Genomic DNA, 15,885 nt, shown 5'->3' with positions numbered 1-15,885 from the left:
ATAACTCAAAGAGGTGTCGATATGCGTCTATTGAAATCCGTGGTTCCAGTCGCTTTGGCGTTATTGTTCAGCGCTGTTGCGCAGGCTCAGCCAACCGTCAGCGTCTACAACTGGACCGACTACATCGGCGAGACCACCCTCGCCGACTTCCAGGCGAAAAGCGGGATCAAGGTGATCTACGACGTGTTCGATTCCAACGAAACCCTGGAAGGCAAATTGCTCGCCGGTCGCACGGGATATGACGTGGTGGTGCCGTCCAACCACTTCCTCGCTCGCCAGGTGAAAGCCGGCGCGTTCCTGAAGCTCGATCGTTCGCAGCTGCCCAACTTCAAGAACCTCGACCCGAAACTGTTGGCGCTGCTGGAGAAAAACGATCCGGGCAACGAACACTCGGTCCCATACCTGTGGGGCACTAATGGCATCGGCTACAACGTCGACAAGGTCAAGCAAGTGCTGGGCATTGACCGTATCGATTCCTGGGCCGTGTTTTTCGAACCTGAGAACCTGAAGAAACTCAGTCAGTGCGGCGTGTCGATGATGGATTCGGCCGATGAAGTGTTCCCGGCGGTCCTCAATTACATGGGCATGGACCCGCGCAGCGAAAATCCTGAGGATTACAAAAAGGCTGAAGCCAAGCTGTTGAGCATCCGCCCATATGTCACCTACTTCCACTCCTCGAAGTACGTTTCAGATTTGGCCAACGGCGACATCTGCGTGGCTTTCGGTTACTCGGGTGACGTGTTCCAGGCCGCGAACCGGGCCAAGGAAGCCAAGAACGGCGTGAACATCGCCTACGCGATCCCCAAGGAAGGCAGTAACTTGTGGTTCGACCTGTTGGCGGTTCCCGCAGACGCCAGCAACCAGAAAGAGGCGCATGCTTTCATCAATTACCTGCTCGATCCGCAAGTGATTGCCAAGGTCAGTGCGTCAGTCGGTTACGCCAACCCGAACCCCGCGTCCAAGCAAGATATGGACCCTGAACTGGTCAACAATCCTGAGGTTTATCCGCCTCAGGCAGTCCTCGACAAGCTCTACATTTCGACCACCCCGCCCCAGGCAATCATGCGTTTGATGACCCGTTCCTGGAGCAAAGTGAAGTCCAACCAATGAACCAGTACAGCAACGAACATGCTCGCTCCTATTACGCGGCGTCGGCCAATGGAATGGCGCCCTACCCTACACTGGCCGCGGACCTTGAAGCCGATGTCTGTGTGATCGGCGGCGGCTTTACCGGCGTTAACACGGCGATCGAACTGGCGCAGCGCGGGCTCTCGGTCATTCTGTTGGAGGGCCGGCGGATAGGCTGGGGCGCCAGCGGGCGTAACGGCGGGCAGTTGATCCGCGGCATCGGCCATGACGTCAGCGGTTTTGCCCGTCATGTCGGTGAAGAAGGCGTGCGCTACCTTGAGCGTGCGGGCGTCGAGTCGGTAGCGCTCGTGGGCAACCGCATTCGTGAACACGGGATTGATTGCGACCTGCGCTGGGGGTTCTGTGAACTGGCCAATACTAAAGCGCAGTTCGCGGCGTTCAAGGCTGAGCAGCAAGGCCTTGCCGAATCGGGTTACGCCCACGAAACCCGACTCGTCGGGCCCGAGCAGATCCGTCAGCAGGTGGTGAACTCCGGCGTGTATGCCGGTGGTCTCGTCGATATGGGCTCGGGTCACTTGCACCCGCTCAATCTGGTCCTTGGTGAAGCGCTATTGGCGCAATCCTTAGGGGTGCAGATTTTCGAGCAGAGCCCGGTGCTGGAGTTGATCCATGGCAGCACCGTGCAGGTTCGCTGTGCCGGCGGCACGGTGCGCGCCGGCAGTCTGGTGCTGGCGTGCAACGCTCACCTGGAAGAGCTCGAACCGAAACTGAGCGGAAAGGTCCTTCCGGCGGGCAGCTATATCATCGCCACCGAACCATTGGCGCCCGACGTTGCGGCGCAATTGATCCCGCAAAACCTGGCGCTCTGCGACCAGAAAGTCGGCCTGGATTACTACCGGCTCTCGGCGGACCGACGCTTGCTGTTCGGCGGCGCCTGCCATTATTCCGGGCGTGATCCGGCGGACATCGAAGCTTACATGCGCCCGCACATGATCAAGGTCTTCCCGCAACTGGCCAACGTGCGCATCGACTATCAATGGGGCGGCAAGATTGGCATTTCCGCCAATCGCTTCCCACAGGTCGGGCGCTTGAGCCAGCACCCGAACGTGTTTTACGCCCAGGGTTACTCCGGTCATGGCCTGAACGTGACCCACTGGTGCGCAAAGCTATTGGGCGAAGCGATCCACGTCGGACACAGCCAGGGCTTTGACGTGTTCAGCGCGGTGCCGCACATGACCTTTCCCGGTGGGCCGATGCTGCGCTCTCCGCTGCTGGCCCTCGGCATGTTCTGGTATCGCTTGCGCGAACTGCTCGGCTGACCGCCCCCCACTTTAGATCAAACGCCATTCCCCTGTAGGAGCTGCCGAAGGCTGCGATCTTTTGACCTTGATCTTGAAGATCAAAAGATCGCAGCCTTCGGCAGCTCCTACAGGAGATCACCGTCCGTCCGCATCTCATTGAACAGCCTTTTAATTTGCTCAATTGCCCGGCGCTTCTATATTGAGGAGGTGCTCTGACTTCCCTGCGTCCTGGCGAGTGCAGCCTATGGCTACGACTGACCCACTGATCATCTGCGAGCACTGCGACTGCGTGTACGAAAAAGTCACGCTCGCCAAACATCAGAAAACCCTGTGTACACGCTGCGGCGGCGTGCTTCAGCGCTATAACGGCCTGACGGTGGAACAACGTCTGGCGTTGACCTTCACCGCGTTGATGCTGTGGATTTTCGCCAACTTCTATCCCGTCATGAGCATCAGCCTCAAAGGCCTTAAAAACAGCGCAACACTCTGGGATTCGGTGCTTGCCCTGAGTCTGGGGCCGATCACTTTCATCGCCATGGTGGCGGCGATCTCGATGATCATCGCGCCGATTTTCCAGCTGTTGCTGCTTATCTGGGTGCTGAGCTTCGCCCTCGCCTCCCGTCGCTCGCCCGGTTTCAGGTTCTGCATGCGCTGGCTGGAAACCCTAAGGCCCTGGAGCATGCTGGAGGTCTGTCTGCTGGGGGCGATGGTCGCGGTCATCAAACTCGCTGGATTGCTGGATGTGCTGCCCGGCATCGGCCTGTTTGCCCTGGCCATTCTCAGTCTGATGATGATCCGCATTGCCGGGCGCGACATCCGTGATCTATGGGACATCTTATGAACAGGCCGCCGGTGGCGAGTGAACTCAACCTGTGCCTGTGTCATAGCTGCGGCCTGGCCTGTGACATGACCGATGAACCTCACGAATGCACACGGTGCAGCGCGCCGCTGCATCGGCGCAAAACCAACTCACTGGCCCGGACCTGGGCCTACATGTTCACTGCCCTGGCGTTTTACGTCCCGGCTAATCTGCTGCCAGTGATGAACACCAAGATGGTCGGCAACGGCGCCGATAGCACGATCATGAGCGGTGTACTGGAGTTCTGGCAGCACGGAGCCTGGGACATTGCCCTGATTATTTTCATCGCCAGCATCGCGGTGCCGGGCATCAAGTTCGTCGCCCTGACGCTGTTACTGGTGACCGTTCAGCGCGACAGCCAATGGGCGAGTAAGCAGCGGTCAACGCTGTACCGTTTCGTCGAGCTCATCGGTTACTGGTCGATGCTCGATGTGATCGTGGTCGCCCTGGTGGCCTCACTGGTGAAGTTTCAAGCCCTGGCCGATATCGAACCGCGCCCGGGCATTCTGTTCTTTGGCCTGGTGGTGGTGTTCACCATGCTGTCGGCCATGAGTTTCGACCCACGCCTGATCTGGGATAAAGAAGAGCGGAATCACCCAAACGAGGAGGTCATGGATGAAGTCGCAAACCACTGATGGGCCGCAAGCCCCCGGGCAAGCCCCTGTCAAGACCCGCCGCTTCAGCGTTTCGCTGGTGTGGATCGTACCGATCGTCGCGGTGCTGGTGGGGATTTCCCTGGTTGTACACACCATGTTGCAGGAAGGTCCGACCATCACCGTCACGTTCAAAACCGGCAGCGGCCTGACCGCCAACAAAACCGAAGTCAAATACCGCAACGTGGTGATCGGCCATGTCTCGGACGTGGAACTGAGCAATGATCAGAAGAGCGTCAACGCCACCATCAAACTGTCCAAACAGGCGGAAAGTTTTACCCGCGAAGACTCGCAATTCTGGGTCGTGCGTCCACGCATTGGCGCTGGCGGGGTGTCGGGGATCGATACCCTGCTGTCCGGTGATTACATTGGCGCCGACATCGGCCAGGCCAACGCCCGCGCCAAAAACTTTACCGGCCTGGAAAACCCGCCGCCGATCACCTATGGCGAGCCGGGTAAGCGCTTCACCCTGCACACCGAAGACCTCGGTTCGCTGGACATCGGCTCTCCGGTTTACTACCGCAAGATTCCGGTGGGTCAAGTGGTGGCCTATGCTCTGGACGCCGACGGTAAAGGGGTCAACATCGAAGTGTTCATCCACGCGCCCAATGATGCCTACGTCACTGAAAACACCCGATTCTGGAACGCCAGCGGCATCGACGTAAATGTCGGCGCCAACGGCTTTTCGGTAAAAACCGAATCGCTGTCATCGATCCTGGTGGGCGGTATCGCCTTCCGCGCTCCGGAATACAGCCCCAATGATCAACCGGCCGCAGAGGACAAAGCCTTCGATCTGTTCGAAGACCAGCTAACCGCCCTCGCTCCGCCCAGTGGCAAGGGGCAATTCTTGAGTTTGCGTTTCGATCAGGCCTTGCGCGGGCTCAAGGTCGGTGCACCGGTGGAATTCCTTGGCATCGAGTTCGGCAGAGTCGTGGCGGTCAATCTGGATTTCGACGCGAAAAAACGCAGTTTTCCGGTCAATGTCGGCATCGTGATCTACCCGCAACGACTCGGCCAGGCCCACATCAAAATGCTCGAGGTCTTGAAGCATGACCCCAACGACGAAGCCGCTGGCGTACGCCTGATCGGCAGCTTCATCGACAACGGTCTGCGTGCCCAGGCCCGGAGCGGCAATCTGTTGACCGGTCAGCTCTACATTGCGCTCGACTTCTACCCCAAAGCGGAGAAAGTCGTGTTCGATCCGACCGCCCGTCCAGTCTCTATCCCAACCGTTCCTGGCAGCCTCGAACAATTGCAGGAAAAACTGGAGGGCATGGTCAACAAGATCAACCAACTGCCGATCGAGCGCATTGCCGGCAACCTGGACAGCAACCTCGTCGAACTGCGTAAAGGCCTCACACAGTTCAACGCCAAGACCCTGCCCGGCGTGCAGACCACGCTGGCGGACGTCAGCAAGACCCTGCAATCGGCCAGTTCGACCTTGGCCGAAGACTCGCCGCAACGCGAACAATTAGGTCAGACCCTGGACGAACTCGGGCGCATGTCGCGCTCCTTGCGTGAACTCTCGGATTACCTGGGCCGGCATCCGGAATCGCTGATTCGCGGTCGTCCCGACAATGCTGCGCCGATGGACCTGCAGGGACCGCCGCGCAAATGACCACAGGAGCATCACTTATGGTTTATCCGCTGAAGATCAGCTTGGTCACTGCATTGTTGCTACTCGCCGCTTGCCGCAGTGATCCGATTCAATTCCACACCCTGACCCCGGCCCAACCGAGCGGCAATTCAAGGACCAGCGCTGCGGATATCCAGATCGAGAGCCTCAGCGTCCCTCCTCAGGTCGACCGCCCGCAGATCGTCATTCGTCAGGGCAACAGCGGCCTGGCCATCCTCGAAACACAATGGTGGGGCGCGAGCCTGTCGGATGAATTGCGCACTGCCCTGGCGGACCAACTGGTCAACAGCAATCCCCAGCGCAAGGTATCGGTGCGGCTGGACGTGCAACGGTTTGACTCGATCCCCGGCCAATACGGGTTGATTGACGTCAAATGGCGTCTGCGCAATCTTGGCGAAAGCGATAACGCGCTCGTCACTTGTCGCAGTACGTTGCAAACACCTTCAGGGCCGTCCATCGATGAACTGGTAGCGGCTCAGCAGCGCAACGTCAAACGCTTGGCCGCGTTGATCAGTCAGGCCACCGCCGGAACACCGAGAGGTTGTCCATCGGCCCAGTAAAAAGTTTACTCGCGGTCCAGCTCAACGGTGAAACAACAACCGTTGGGCTGGCGGCTACTGAGTTGTACTCGCCAGTTCTGATTGCTGCAGATCCGTTGTACCAGTGAAAGGCCCAACCCCAACCCTTCACCTCGACTCTCGTCACCGCGCACGAACGGCTGAAATATCGCATCGCGTTCTTCTTCCGGGATGCCTATGCCGCTGTCTTCGATAATGAAGCCGTGTTCACGCAGGGTCAGTCGGATGTGGCCTTGATCCGTGTAGTGCCAGGCATTTCGCAACAAATTGCCCATGACCGATTGCAGGAACGTCAGGTTATGACGATCCGACGAAACGTGCTCGATGTCGTAAATGAATTCGATGCCCTTCTCCCGGATCAGTCGACCCCAGATATCCACCAGCGCATCGGCGACTTCTTTGAGGGTGGCATTCGCCTCCGAAGCGGAATCCTCTCGAGCGCGAGCCAGCATCAAAAACGTTTCGACCAATTGACGCATTTCGTCGGTGGCCCGGGCGATTCGGCTGACCTGAGCCACGGAACGAGGGTCCAGCGAGGGATTGCTCAGCAAAAGCTCACAGGAGCTGCCCAGTACCATCAGCGGTGTACGCAATTCGTGACTGACATCACTGGTGAAGAGTTTTTCCCGGCCCAGTGCTGCGCGCAGACGTCCCAGGGTCTGGTCAAAGGACTGCGCCAGCTCTCCCACCTCATCAGCCGCATAGTCGGGACGAAGCGGCGACGCGAGGTCCAATAGTTGATCGCGATGACGCACCTGGCGCGCCAGGCGAATCACCGGAGCCATCACACGCCGGGCCAATAACCGGCCGAGCAGAATCGCCAGCAGAATGCTCAAAACGAAACTGACCATGACGACAGCAAACAACATCCGCTCGCGCTGTTCGAGGCTTTGCTGATCGCGCAGCAACACATACTTGCGTCCATCCACGACCTCGACCATCGCGTAGAAATCGGCGCCGTGATACAGGATTTCCTGAAATCCAAGACGTAGCGATTCCAGCTGCGAATCAAGCGCCATGAGGCCCTTCCCGCCCTGGGTAAAAAACAGCTCGTCTTTTTCCGGTTGATGGGTCCACTGACCGGGATTGTCCATCGACAGCAGACGGTGCATCCCTCCTGCCAATCGCGTCGTCGTGAGCTTTCGGTCAACCAGGTGCACTGTTGCGACGATGCCCACCGCAAATACGCCCGCCACCAACGCGCTCATCAGGGCGAATACGATGACGATCCTTTTCGTCAGGCTCTGTTTGAAATCCATTCTTTGTTTCCACTAGCAAGGTGTAAAAGATAAGAGTTCGCAAACATAAACTATCTAGGAGCTGCCCATAGGCCGTGCAAATTTTTCACATCCATTTCACTTGCCCCACACCTGTCGATATTTAGCCTCTCTTATACCACCTCAATTTTGAATCCGCGCTCTGGCCTGACTGATATGTTATTCGGCATGGGCGTATTGTAAGTTATTCGCTATTGCGTACTGACGGATAAATAAAACGTGATTAAATCTTCATTGCGCAAGCAGTTACCCAGGCGAGTCTTGAGCCCGCGGCTGACCAGGCTGACGTTGTCGGCGGTGGCACTCATCGCTGTAGCGTTAGTGACGGGTTTTGTCTTGTGGCCAAGATCGCCGGTAAATCTGGGCACGACCGGATCCGACGCTACCACGCGCTTGATCAATCAGTGGCAAGCGGGCGAGATCATCGTACTGGTTCGCCATACCGAGCGCTGCGACCGCTCGGCCAATCCTTGCCTGGGCCCGGCCGACGGCATTACCCGAGTCGGCAGCGATGCCGCCGTGGCCGTGGGTCAAGGGTTCCAGCGTCTGGGTATGGACCAGACCGATGTCTTGAGCAGCCCGGTCACCCGTACGGCACAAACCTCGCATTCCATGTTTGGCAAAGACGCAATGACCCAGGAATGGTTGGCCAGCTGTGGCAAAACCCTGCGTAATGATGTGGTGGCGCACAAACGTGCCCAGCACAATCTGGTGCTGGTGACGCACAGCGGTTGCATCAGCGATTTCGAAACCCAGACCGGTTTTAAACACGCGGTTTCGAGTGAGTATGGTAGTTCGTTATTTGTCCGCATTGATGCCAATGGCCAGCTGCAAGTACTCGGCATACTTAATGCCGGTGATTGGCACTCCTTGTTTAAAGACCCGTGGACCAAGCAATAAGTTTGCAGCCTTGATGAGCGGCCCCTCCCTAAAAGCTCTCAGCGCCCGCCGCAACTAACAGATACTTGCAGTTCGGATCACTATTGATTTGCGACATAGATTAAGTTCCGCGCATGCTGAAATGCACTGCGCATGTCCCCCTCCGAGCAACCTCTGCTGCGCCAAGGTCGAATCATGACACCTGATAACTTGCGGTCCTACGCTGCTGACGATTTACTGCGCCCCGCTGTCCAGACCTCCACCCTCACCGAACGCTGGGCCCTACCTGCGTTGCTGCTGGCGTTTTTGGTGTTTTATCTCTTGCCCCTGATGTCCCATGGCCTGTGGACGCCAGACGAAACCCGTTATGGCCAGATCAGCCAGGAAATGCTGCTGAGCGGGAACTGGACCTCCCCGCATTTCATGGGCATTCGCTACTTCGAGAAGCCGATCGCCGGGTACTGGATGATCGCCATCGCGCAGGCCATCTTTGGCGACAACCTGTTTGGGGTACGTATCGTCTCGGCACTGAGCACAGGACTGAGTGTCTGGCTGACTTACCTGATGGCCAGCCGCTTATGGGGCGAGCGGCGCAAAAGCGTTGCCTGCGCAATGCTGTACATGAGTTTCGGGCTGATCAGCGGTCAGGCCGGATATGCCAACCTCGATCCACAATTCACGTTCTGGGCCAACCTGAGTCTGGTCTCACTGTGGTTCGCCATTGATAGCCGTTCTTTGAGTCGTCGCCTCGGCGCCTGGGCGCTGTTGGGCGTTGCCTGTGGGATGGGTTTCATGACCAAGGGCTTTCTGGCGTGGCTACTCCCTGTGTTGATCGCCCTGCCCTGGATGCTCTGGCAACGACGCATGGGTGAGCTGTTGCGCTACGGGCCGTTGGCGGTGCTTGTCGCAGTGGTGGTTTGCCTGCCGTGGGCGCTCGCGATCCACCATCAGGAACCGGATTTCTGGCGGTTTTTTTTCTGGAACGAACACATTCGCCGTTTTGCTGCCGATAATGCTCAACACGCTCGTCCATGGTGGTTCTACCTGCCGCTGCTGGTTGCCTCGAGCCTGCCATGGGCTGCGTTATTGCCCACGACATTCGTCCAGGCCTGGCAGCAAAAACGCCAGCCAGCGATCGGTTTCCTGTTGCTCTGGCTGCTGTTGCCACTGGGGTTCTTCAGCCTGAGCAGCGGCAAGCTGCCGACCTATATCATGCCGTGCCTGTTACCCCTGGCGTTGCTGATGGGCCATGCTCTGACCGAGTCGCTGAACAACGCGCGCGGCCGAGCGATTCGTATCAACGGAATGCTCAATGTCGTCATTGCTACCATAGCCCTGATCGTCCTGCTCTATCTGCAGACCACCAAAGAGATCTACGAAAACACTGAAATGTTCAGCCTGTCGCTGGTGTTTTTCGTGCTGATTGGCTGGATCATCGCTAACGCGTTGCAAGTCTTGCGTCCATTGATGTTCTGGGCCATGCCGGCGTTGGGCATCTGGCTGCTGGTCGCATTGCTGCCGGCGGCGATGCCCGGCCAGATCGTCGATAGCAAGATGCCCGATCAGTTCATTGCCGAGCATCTGGATGCCTTGAGTCAGACCACCTCGCTGCTCAGTAACGATTTGGGTGCGGCGGCGGCGTTGTCCTGGCGCCTGAAGCAGCCGCAGATCGCTCTTTACAACACCATCGGCGAGCTGAAGTACGGTCTCGATGATCCCTCCATGGCCTCAAGAATAGTCACGATGAAAAGTATTGGGCAATGGATGACCGAGGCCCGCAAAAAAGGCGCGGTCGGCGTGGTGATGCGGGTCAACAGTGTCCAGGAAGTGCAAGAAGTCGAGTTGTTGCCCATCGATGGCAAGCGTTATCAGCGCGGCAATCTGGAGATTCTGATTTTCCCGCAGCGCCAACCCTGACAAGGACGGCGCTCAAAAAAAGAGAGGCCCGAGGGGCAATGCCAGTCAGTTAAGCCGTAACGCGATCTGCAGCTGCAAAGAGTGTCGCGGCTGAAATTGCTTAACTGACGGGCCTCTCTATTCAATCGCGTTCAATGTTCCGTCAGTGCGTATTTTTACTGTCGATTTTCGTCGACAACGTGATCAGCGCCTCGGTACACGCGGCCAGATCCGGCGACCCCGTCCTGACCTGCTTCAACGCCCGGTCCAATGACTTGTCGATCGAGGTCCAGCCTTCAGGGTCGATCGGACGCAGTTTTTCCTCGGCCTGATCCCAGGCACTCTCCAGGTCGGTAATCCGTGCACGGGCACCTTTCATGTCGCCGCTGGCGAGCAGCTGTTGAGTGTCGGACAGAATAACCTTCAGGTAAGACAAATCGCCCATGGACCCCGCGGTCGCGGCCACCCCTGAGGGGGCGGCACTGCTCTGCTTGGTTTCCAGCTTCGCCAGCAGGGTTTTCAACGCCTCTGCACAGGCTGCCGGATCTGGCTTGCCCGAGCGCAATTGCGACAGCGCGCTGCTGCAAGACTCTCAAGGCCCGACTCCACCCATGCGCGAAGCACTTCGCCGCGCGATGAATCAGGTTCGGGCGGGCGGCGAAGAAACGTTCCTGTTCGACGTCGGTTACGAAAAATGGATTGCGCAGGTGGGCGACCTTGAACGCAATAGCCCCGAGGGGCCGATGAAGGCCAAACTGCTGGTGGCTACCAACGCACAACCGGTACTTGATGCGGTCGCCGCCTTCAAACACGTGGTGGCGCTTGCCGCTCGGGAATACTGCTGCTGACCACGCTCGGCAGCTTTTTCGTGGTGTCGTACTCCACTCGAAACCTGCGTAGCTTCGCCCGACAACTGCGCACATTGAAGCCGCCGGAGTTCACCCGTCGAGTGGTGTTCGAGCCGCATTCGGCGGAAGAAAAACTGCTGTTCGACAGCTATGCGCAAATGGAAACCGCAGTCCAGGAGGTGTTGGAGCGCCAACGGCTGTTTATCGCCAACGCCTCCCATGAACTCAAGACGTCCGGAGCAATGGGAGGTGGTCTTCGGCAACTTGCTCGACAATGCCATCAAGCACACCTCCATCGGTGGTGCCGTTGACGTCACGCTGGAAGAACAGCCGGACAGCAGCTTTACCATTTGCATCACCGATAACGGTGCAGGCATGTCTGCCGACGAGGTCCGGCAGTTGGGGCAAGTGTTCTTTCGTGCCGACACCGCACGCTCGCAATCGACGTCGTTCGGACTTGGGTTTGCCCACTGCCAACGGATTATCGAAAGACTGGGTGGGCACCTGTCGATTCAAAGTACGCCGCTGGCGGGCACTCGTGTAACCATCGCCATCATGCGGCATAAGCCGGTACTCTCGCGCCCTGGGGATCACTGAACTATCCTTCCGCAACCTTGGGGAACTGAGCGGCGGCCAGCAACAACTGGTGTCGATTGCCCAAACCCTGGTGCGCGAGCCGGAAACTCTGCTGATGGACGAACCGACCAGCGCGCTGGACATGCATCGCCAGGTGCAAGTGCTGAACTTCATGCGCGCACTGGCGCGCAGACGCGAAGTCATTGTGTTCATCGCGATCCATGACCTGAATCAGGCGCTACGCTTTGCCGATCAGGTATTAGTGATCGCCAATGGCACCAGCCAGGGCAGCGGGCCCAGCGATCAAGTGATTACGGTGAAGATGCTTCGCGATGTCTACGAGGTTGAGGCAAGGGTCGAGCAATGCAGCCGTGGCCAACGCCACATCCTGATCGACGACATCGTTTGATACCCGATCCACCGCGCAATGGGCTGAGGTGCTGCTAATCTGAATGAAAATGACATGTATTAACGGTTTCTTTAACGTTTTTTTCTCATTTTGTTCTCTACATTCGCTGCAACTCAAAACATGCCAATGATTCGCATTGTTCTAGCAGCGAATCTACGTGCATGACTTCTAAAAAAGAACAGGAGCTGCCCACAGAATGAATGCCCGTATCCCTTCTTTCCTGAAAAAAGCATTGCTGGCCACCGCGCTGCTGAGCGCCGGTCACGTGTATGCCGCGGATGCCGATGGCATCGTAGTCTACAACGCCCAGCACGAAAGCCTGACCAAATCCTGGATCGAGGGCTTTACCAAGGAAACCGGGATCAAAGTCACCGTGCGCAATGGCGACGACACCGAGATGGGCAATCAGATCGTACAGGAAGGCGCTGCCTCCCCGGCCGACGTGTTCCTGACCGAAAACTCCCCGGCCATGGTGCTGGTCGACAATGCGGGGCTTTTTGCGCCGGTTGCGCCGGCCACCCTGGAACAGGTCGGCAATGCTTACCGCCCGGCCCATGGCAAATGGGTGGGGATCGCCGCGCGCTCCACGGTGTTTGTCTATAACCCGAGCAAACTGCCCGAAGCCGAACTGCCCAAGTCGCTGATGGACCTCGCTGGCCCGAGCTGGAAAGGTCGCTGGGGCGTTTCACCAGCCGGTGCCGACTTCCAGGCTATCGTCGCCGCCGTGCTGGAACTCAAGGGTGAAGCCGCCACGCTGGAATGGCTCAAAGGGTTGAAGGCCAATGCCACGATCTATCGCGGCAACAGTGCGGTACTGAAAGCGGTCAACGCCGGGCAGGTCGACAGCGGCGTGATCTACCACTATTACAGCTTCGGCGACCAGGCCAAGACCGGCGAAAACAGCAAGAACACCGCCCTGCACTACTTCAAGCACAAGGATCCGGGCGCGTTTGTCAGCGTCTCCGGTGGCGGCGTTCTGGCATCCAGCAAACACAAGGAACAAGCCCAGGCGTTCCTCAAGTGGATTACGGGTAAAGATGGCCAGGCCATCCTCAAAACCGGCAAATCGTTTGAATACGCGGTGGGCAAGAACGCTGAATCCAACCCAAAACTGGTGCCTTTGCAGCAACTTGACGCGCCGACAGTCGATGCTTCAAAACTCGACAGTAAAAAAGCCGTGGAGTTGATGACTCAGGCGGGACTGCTCTAATTGATGCCTGAAACCTTACCAGCGGGTGTCGCCGAGGCGATACCCGCGAATTTGCGACGACGATCCCGCGGCCTCTTCGCGGGGCGTGGTGGCGCGTGGGTGATCAGTTTGTCGGTGCTGGTGTCGCTGCTGTCGCTGCTGCCGATTGCCTTCGTCATCGGCGTATCGTTTCAGACAGGCTGGGCGACCCTTGTGCCGCTGGTATTCCGGCCGCGGGTCGCTGAACTGTTGATCAACACCGTTTTACTGGTGGTGATCACGATTCCGTTGTGCGTCACGTTAGGCCTGTCTCTGGCCTGGCTGACAGAACGCACCAACCTGCCGGGGCGGCGCTGGTGGTCTTTGCTGGCGACCGCGCCGCTGGCGGTGCCGGCGTTCGTGCACAGCTATGCGTGGGTGAGTCTGGTCCCGCCGATTCACGGCCTGTTTGCCGGGGTTCTGGTCTCGGTTATCGCCTACTTCCCGTTCCTGTACTTGCCGATTGCTGCGACCCTGCGCAGGCTCGATCCGGCCATCGAAGACGTTGCCGAATCGCTGGGGCTAAAACCCTGGGCGATATTTTTCCGCGTGGTGCTGCCGCAATTGCGCCTGGCTATCTGCGGCGGCGCTTTGCTGGTGGGCCTGCACCTGCTGGCCGAATATGGCCTGTACGCGATGATCCGCTTCGACACCTTCACCACGGCCATCTTCGATCAGTTCAAATCCACCTTCAACGGCCCCGCCGCCAACATGCTGGCCAGCGTTCTCGCCCTGTGTTGCCTGGTGATGCTGACTGCAGAATCGGCCGCTCGCGGCACGGCGCGTTACGCCCGCATCGGGTCGGGAAGCGCTCGCGAACAGCGGGTGGTGCGCCTGAAATCTGGAACCACCCTCCTCGCGCTGACTGTGCAGGTCGCGACCTGCGCGCTGGCGCTGGGCGTGCCACTGGTGACTTTAGGTAACTGGCTGATCGCCGGCGGTACGCAGGTCTGGCAGATGGACGAGCTTCTGCCGGCGCTGGAACAGACGCTGCTGCTCGGCGTTGCGGGCGCCGCCCTGACCACCTGCGCCGCCATCCCGATTGCCTGGCTGTCGATTCGCTCTCCGGGCCGGTTGCAACGTGTGCTGGAAAGCTGCAACTACATCACCAGTTCGTTGCCGGGGATCGTCGTGGCCCTGGCATTGGTGACCGCCACCATCCATTTCGCCCGGCCGATTTACCAGACGACTATCACGGTGCTGCTGGCGTACCTGCTGATGTTTTTGCCCCGTGCCCTGGTGAGCTTGCGCGCCGGGATCGCCCAGGCGCCGGTGGAGCTGGAAAACATGGCCCGCAGCCTCGGCCGCTCCCCCGCCCGGGCATTGTGGCTGATCACCCTGCGCCTGGCCGCGCCCGGCGCTGCCGCTGGCGCCGCGCTGGTGTTTCTGGCGATCACCAATGAGTTGACCGCCACCCTGCTGCTCGCCCCCAACGGCACACGCACCCTGGCCACCGGATTCTGGGCCATGACCAGCGAAATCGATTACGCCGCGGCTGCGCCCTATGCCTTGCTGATGATTTTGCTGTCGCTTCCCCTGACCGGACTTCTTTATCACCAATCAAAACGAACGGCTGGCCGATGAACGCTCTTGAACTCCATTCCATTTCCAAGTCCTACGGCTCCCATCAAGCGCTGGAGAGCATCAACCTGTCGGTGCCAACGGGCAGCCGAACGGTCATCGTCGGCCCGTCCGGCTCAGGAAAAACCACGTTGTTGCGGATGATCGCCGGCTTCGAATTCCCGGACGCAGGCCGACTATCACTCAATGGCCAAACGCTCGTCGACGACACCCACGAAGTCCCGGCGCATCAGCGTTTGATTGGTTATGTTCCGCAGGACGGCGCCCTGTTCCCGCACATGACTGTGGCCGCGAACATCGGTTTCGGGCTTTCGATCAAGGGCGGTGCAAAACATGAGCGAGTCGCAGAGCTGATGGACAGCGTGGCGCTGGATGCGAACATGGCCAACCGTTGGCCCCATGAACTGTCCGGTGGCCAGCAACAACGCGTGGCGCTGGCGCGGGCGCTGGCGCAACAGCCACGCTTGATGTTGCTGGACGAGCCGTTTTCGGCCCTCGACACCGGCCTTCGAGGCGCCATGCGCAAAATGGTCGCACGGCTACTGACCGACGCCGGCGTGACCACCATTCTGGTCACCCATGACCAGAGTGAAGCCTTGTCGTTTGCCGATCAGCTGGCGGTGATGCGCGATGGTCGGCTGGTGCAGTCAGGCCATCCGCTGGACCTTTACCGCTACCCCGAGGATGAACAAACCGCGCTGTTTCTGGGGGATGCCGTGGTCATGCCCGCCAGAATCGAAGCCGGCTGGGCCCATTGCGATCTCGGTCGCATACCGGTGAACAACCACCGGAACAACAAATCGGCGCAGATCATGCTGCGTCCCGAGCAACTGCAACTCGTCAGCATCCAGCCCAGCCCAACCGAGGCCGCCGGGTGTCGTGCCGTTGTGACCGAGAGGGATTTCAGCGGCAATACCTGCACATTGACGGTGGAATTGGAGGCTTTGGCTTCCGGGCAACAGCCTGGTCGATCATTGATGGTGCGCAGTTCGGGCCTGTATGCGCCACCCGCCGGCAGTGCGGTTCACGTCTCGACGATCGGCCATGCCCACGTACTGAGCGAATCTTGAACCCC

Annotated in this window: 15 protein-coding genes and 1 pseudogene; 14 read left to right on the top strand and 2 right to left on the bottom strand. The window is 58.9% G+C overall.

The window, feature by feature from the left end:
- The first annotated feature begins 21 nt into the window (after positions 1–21).
- The 6 genes from ACMXYH_RS14890 (at position 22) to ACMXYH_RS14865 (ending at position 6,098) form a co-directional block, all read left to right on the top strand.
- Positions 22–1,110 (top strand): polyamine ABC transporter substrate-binding protein, encoded by a 1,089-nt coding sequence (locus ACMXYH_RS14890; protein WP_415767544.1) that lies wholly within the window; start codon positions 22–24, stop codon positions 1,108–1,110.
- Positions 1,107–2,408, top strand: a complete 1,302-nt coding sequence (locus ACMXYH_RS14885; RefSeq protein WP_134421522.1) for an NAD(P)/FAD-dependent oxidoreductase — start codon at positions 1,107–1,109, stop codon at positions 2,406–2,408. The genes ACMXYH_RS14890 and ACMXYH_RS14885 overlap by 4 nt, the downstream gene beginning before the upstream one ends.
- 226 nt (positions 2,409–2,634) lie before the next feature.
- Positions 2,635–3,231 (top strand): paraquat-inducible protein A, encoded by a 597-nt coding sequence (locus tag ACMXYH_RS14880; RefSeq protein WP_129443993.1) that lies wholly within the window; start codon positions 2,635–2,637, stop codon positions 3,229–3,231.
- On the top strand, positions 3,228–3,884 hold the full coding sequence (locus ACMXYH_RS14875; protein ID WP_129443991.1) for a paraquat-inducible protein A: 657 nt from the start codon (positions 3,228–3,230) through the stop codon (positions 3,882–3,884). Before ACMXYH_RS14880 ends, ACMXYH_RS14875 begins: the two co-directional genes overlap by 4 nt.
- Positions 3,865–5,520 carry an intermembrane transport protein PqiB gene (locus tag ACMXYH_RS14870; RefSeq protein WP_415767543.1) on the top strand — a complete coding sequence of 552 codons (1,656 nt, stop codon included), beginning with the start codon at positions 3,865–3,867 and terminating at the stop codon, positions 5,518–5,520. Before ACMXYH_RS14875 ends, ACMXYH_RS14870 begins: the two co-directional genes overlap by 20 nt.
- Before the next feature lie 17 nt (positions 5,521–5,537).
- Complete coding sequence (locus ACMXYH_RS14865) at positions 5,538–6,098, top strand: PqiC family protein (RefSeq protein WP_415767542.1); 561 nt, start codon at positions 5,538–5,540, stop codon at positions 6,096–6,098.
- Between the two features lie 5 nt (positions 6,099–6,103).
- Here the strand turns inward: ACMXYH_RS14865 and ACMXYH_RS14860 are convergent, their stop codons facing one another.
- A complete protein-coding gene (locus ACMXYH_RS14860; protein WP_129443985.1) occupies positions 6,104–7,375 on the bottom strand; it encodes a sensor histidine kinase in 1,272 nt (423 codons plus the stop codon).
- A gap of 237 nt (positions 7,376–7,612) precedes the next feature.
- Between ACMXYH_RS14860 and ACMXYH_RS14855 the strand changes: the two genes are divergently transcribed.
- Together ACMXYH_RS14855 and arnT are read left to right on the top strand one after the other, a co-directional pair.
- The gene (locus ACMXYH_RS14855; RefSeq protein ID WP_415767541.1) at positions 7,613–8,293 is read left to right on the top strand and encodes a histidine phosphatase family protein; all 681 of its coding nucleotides are present in this window, start codon (positions 7,613–7,615) and stop codon (positions 8,291–8,293) included.
- A 174-nt stretch (positions 8,294–8,467) separates the two neighbouring features.
- Complete coding sequence (gene arnT, locus ACMXYH_RS14850; protein WP_415767540.1) at positions 8,468–10,189, top strand: lipid IV(A) 4-amino-4-deoxy-L-arabinosyltransferase; 1,722 nt, start codon at positions 8,468–8,470, stop codon at positions 10,187–10,189.
- A gap of 142 nt (positions 10,190–10,331) precedes the next feature.
- On the opposite strand, the gene ACMXYH_RS14845 is transcribed toward arnT, so the two are convergent.
- The gene (locus ACMXYH_RS14845) at positions 10,332–10,613 is read right to left on the bottom strand and encodes a hypothetical protein (protein WP_415767539.1); all 282 of its coding nucleotides are present in this window, start codon (positions 10,611–10,613) and stop codon (positions 10,332–10,334) included.
- Between ACMXYH_RS14845 and ACMXYH_RS14840 the strand changes: the two genes are divergently transcribed.
- The 6 genes and pseudogenes from ACMXYH_RS14840 (at position 10,612) to ACMXYH_RS14815 (ending at position 15,880) form a co-directional block, all read left to right on the top strand.
- A complete protein-coding gene (locus ACMXYH_RS14840) occupies positions 10,612–11,016 on the top strand; it encodes a hypothetical protein (protein ID WP_415767538.1) in 405 nt (134 codons plus the stop codon). The two genes, ACMXYH_RS14845 and ACMXYH_RS14840, sit on opposite strands and share 2 nt — an antisense overlap.
- Positions 11,017–11,166: 150 nt before the next feature.
- Positions 11,167–11,613, top strand: coding sequence for a sensor histidine kinase (locus tag ACMXYH_RS14835; protein ID WP_415767536.1), 447 nt, complete (start codon positions 11,167–11,169; stop codon positions 11,611–11,613).
- Positions 11,597–12,001: pseudogene (locus ACMXYH_RS14830) on the top strand (ABC transporter ATP-binding protein); the annotation flags it as partial. The gene ACMXYH_RS14835 and the pseudogene ACMXYH_RS14830, both read left to right, overlap by 17 nt.
- A gap of 196 nt (positions 12,002–12,197) precedes the next feature.
- Entirely contained in the window at positions 12,198–13,211 is a 1,014-nt protein-coding gene (locus tag ACMXYH_RS14825) for an iron ABC transporter substrate-binding protein (RefSeq protein ID WP_415767535.1), read from the top strand.
- 3 nt (positions 13,212–13,214) lie between these two features.
- Positions 13,215–14,813, top strand: coding sequence for an ABC transporter permease (locus tag ACMXYH_RS14820; RefSeq protein WP_415767534.1), 1,599 nt, complete (start codon positions 13,215–13,217; stop codon positions 14,811–14,813).
- On the top strand, positions 14,810–15,880 hold the full coding sequence (locus ACMXYH_RS14815; protein ID WP_129443975.1) for an ABC transporter ATP-binding protein: 1,071 nt from the start codon (positions 14,810–14,812) through the stop codon (positions 15,878–15,880). Before ACMXYH_RS14820 ends, ACMXYH_RS14815 begins: the two co-directional genes overlap by 4 nt.
- Positions 15,881–15,885 lie beyond the last annotated feature (5 nt).

Source organism: Pseudomonas frigoris (assembly GCF_047758635.1).
GTDB classification, from domain to species: Bacteria; Pseudomonadota; Gammaproteobacteria; order Pseudomonadales; family Pseudomonadaceae; genus Aquipseudomonas; species Aquipseudomonas frigoris.
The sequence above is the reverse complement of the archived record's forward strand: the minus strand, read 5'-3'. Positions and strand labels throughout refer to the sequence as shown.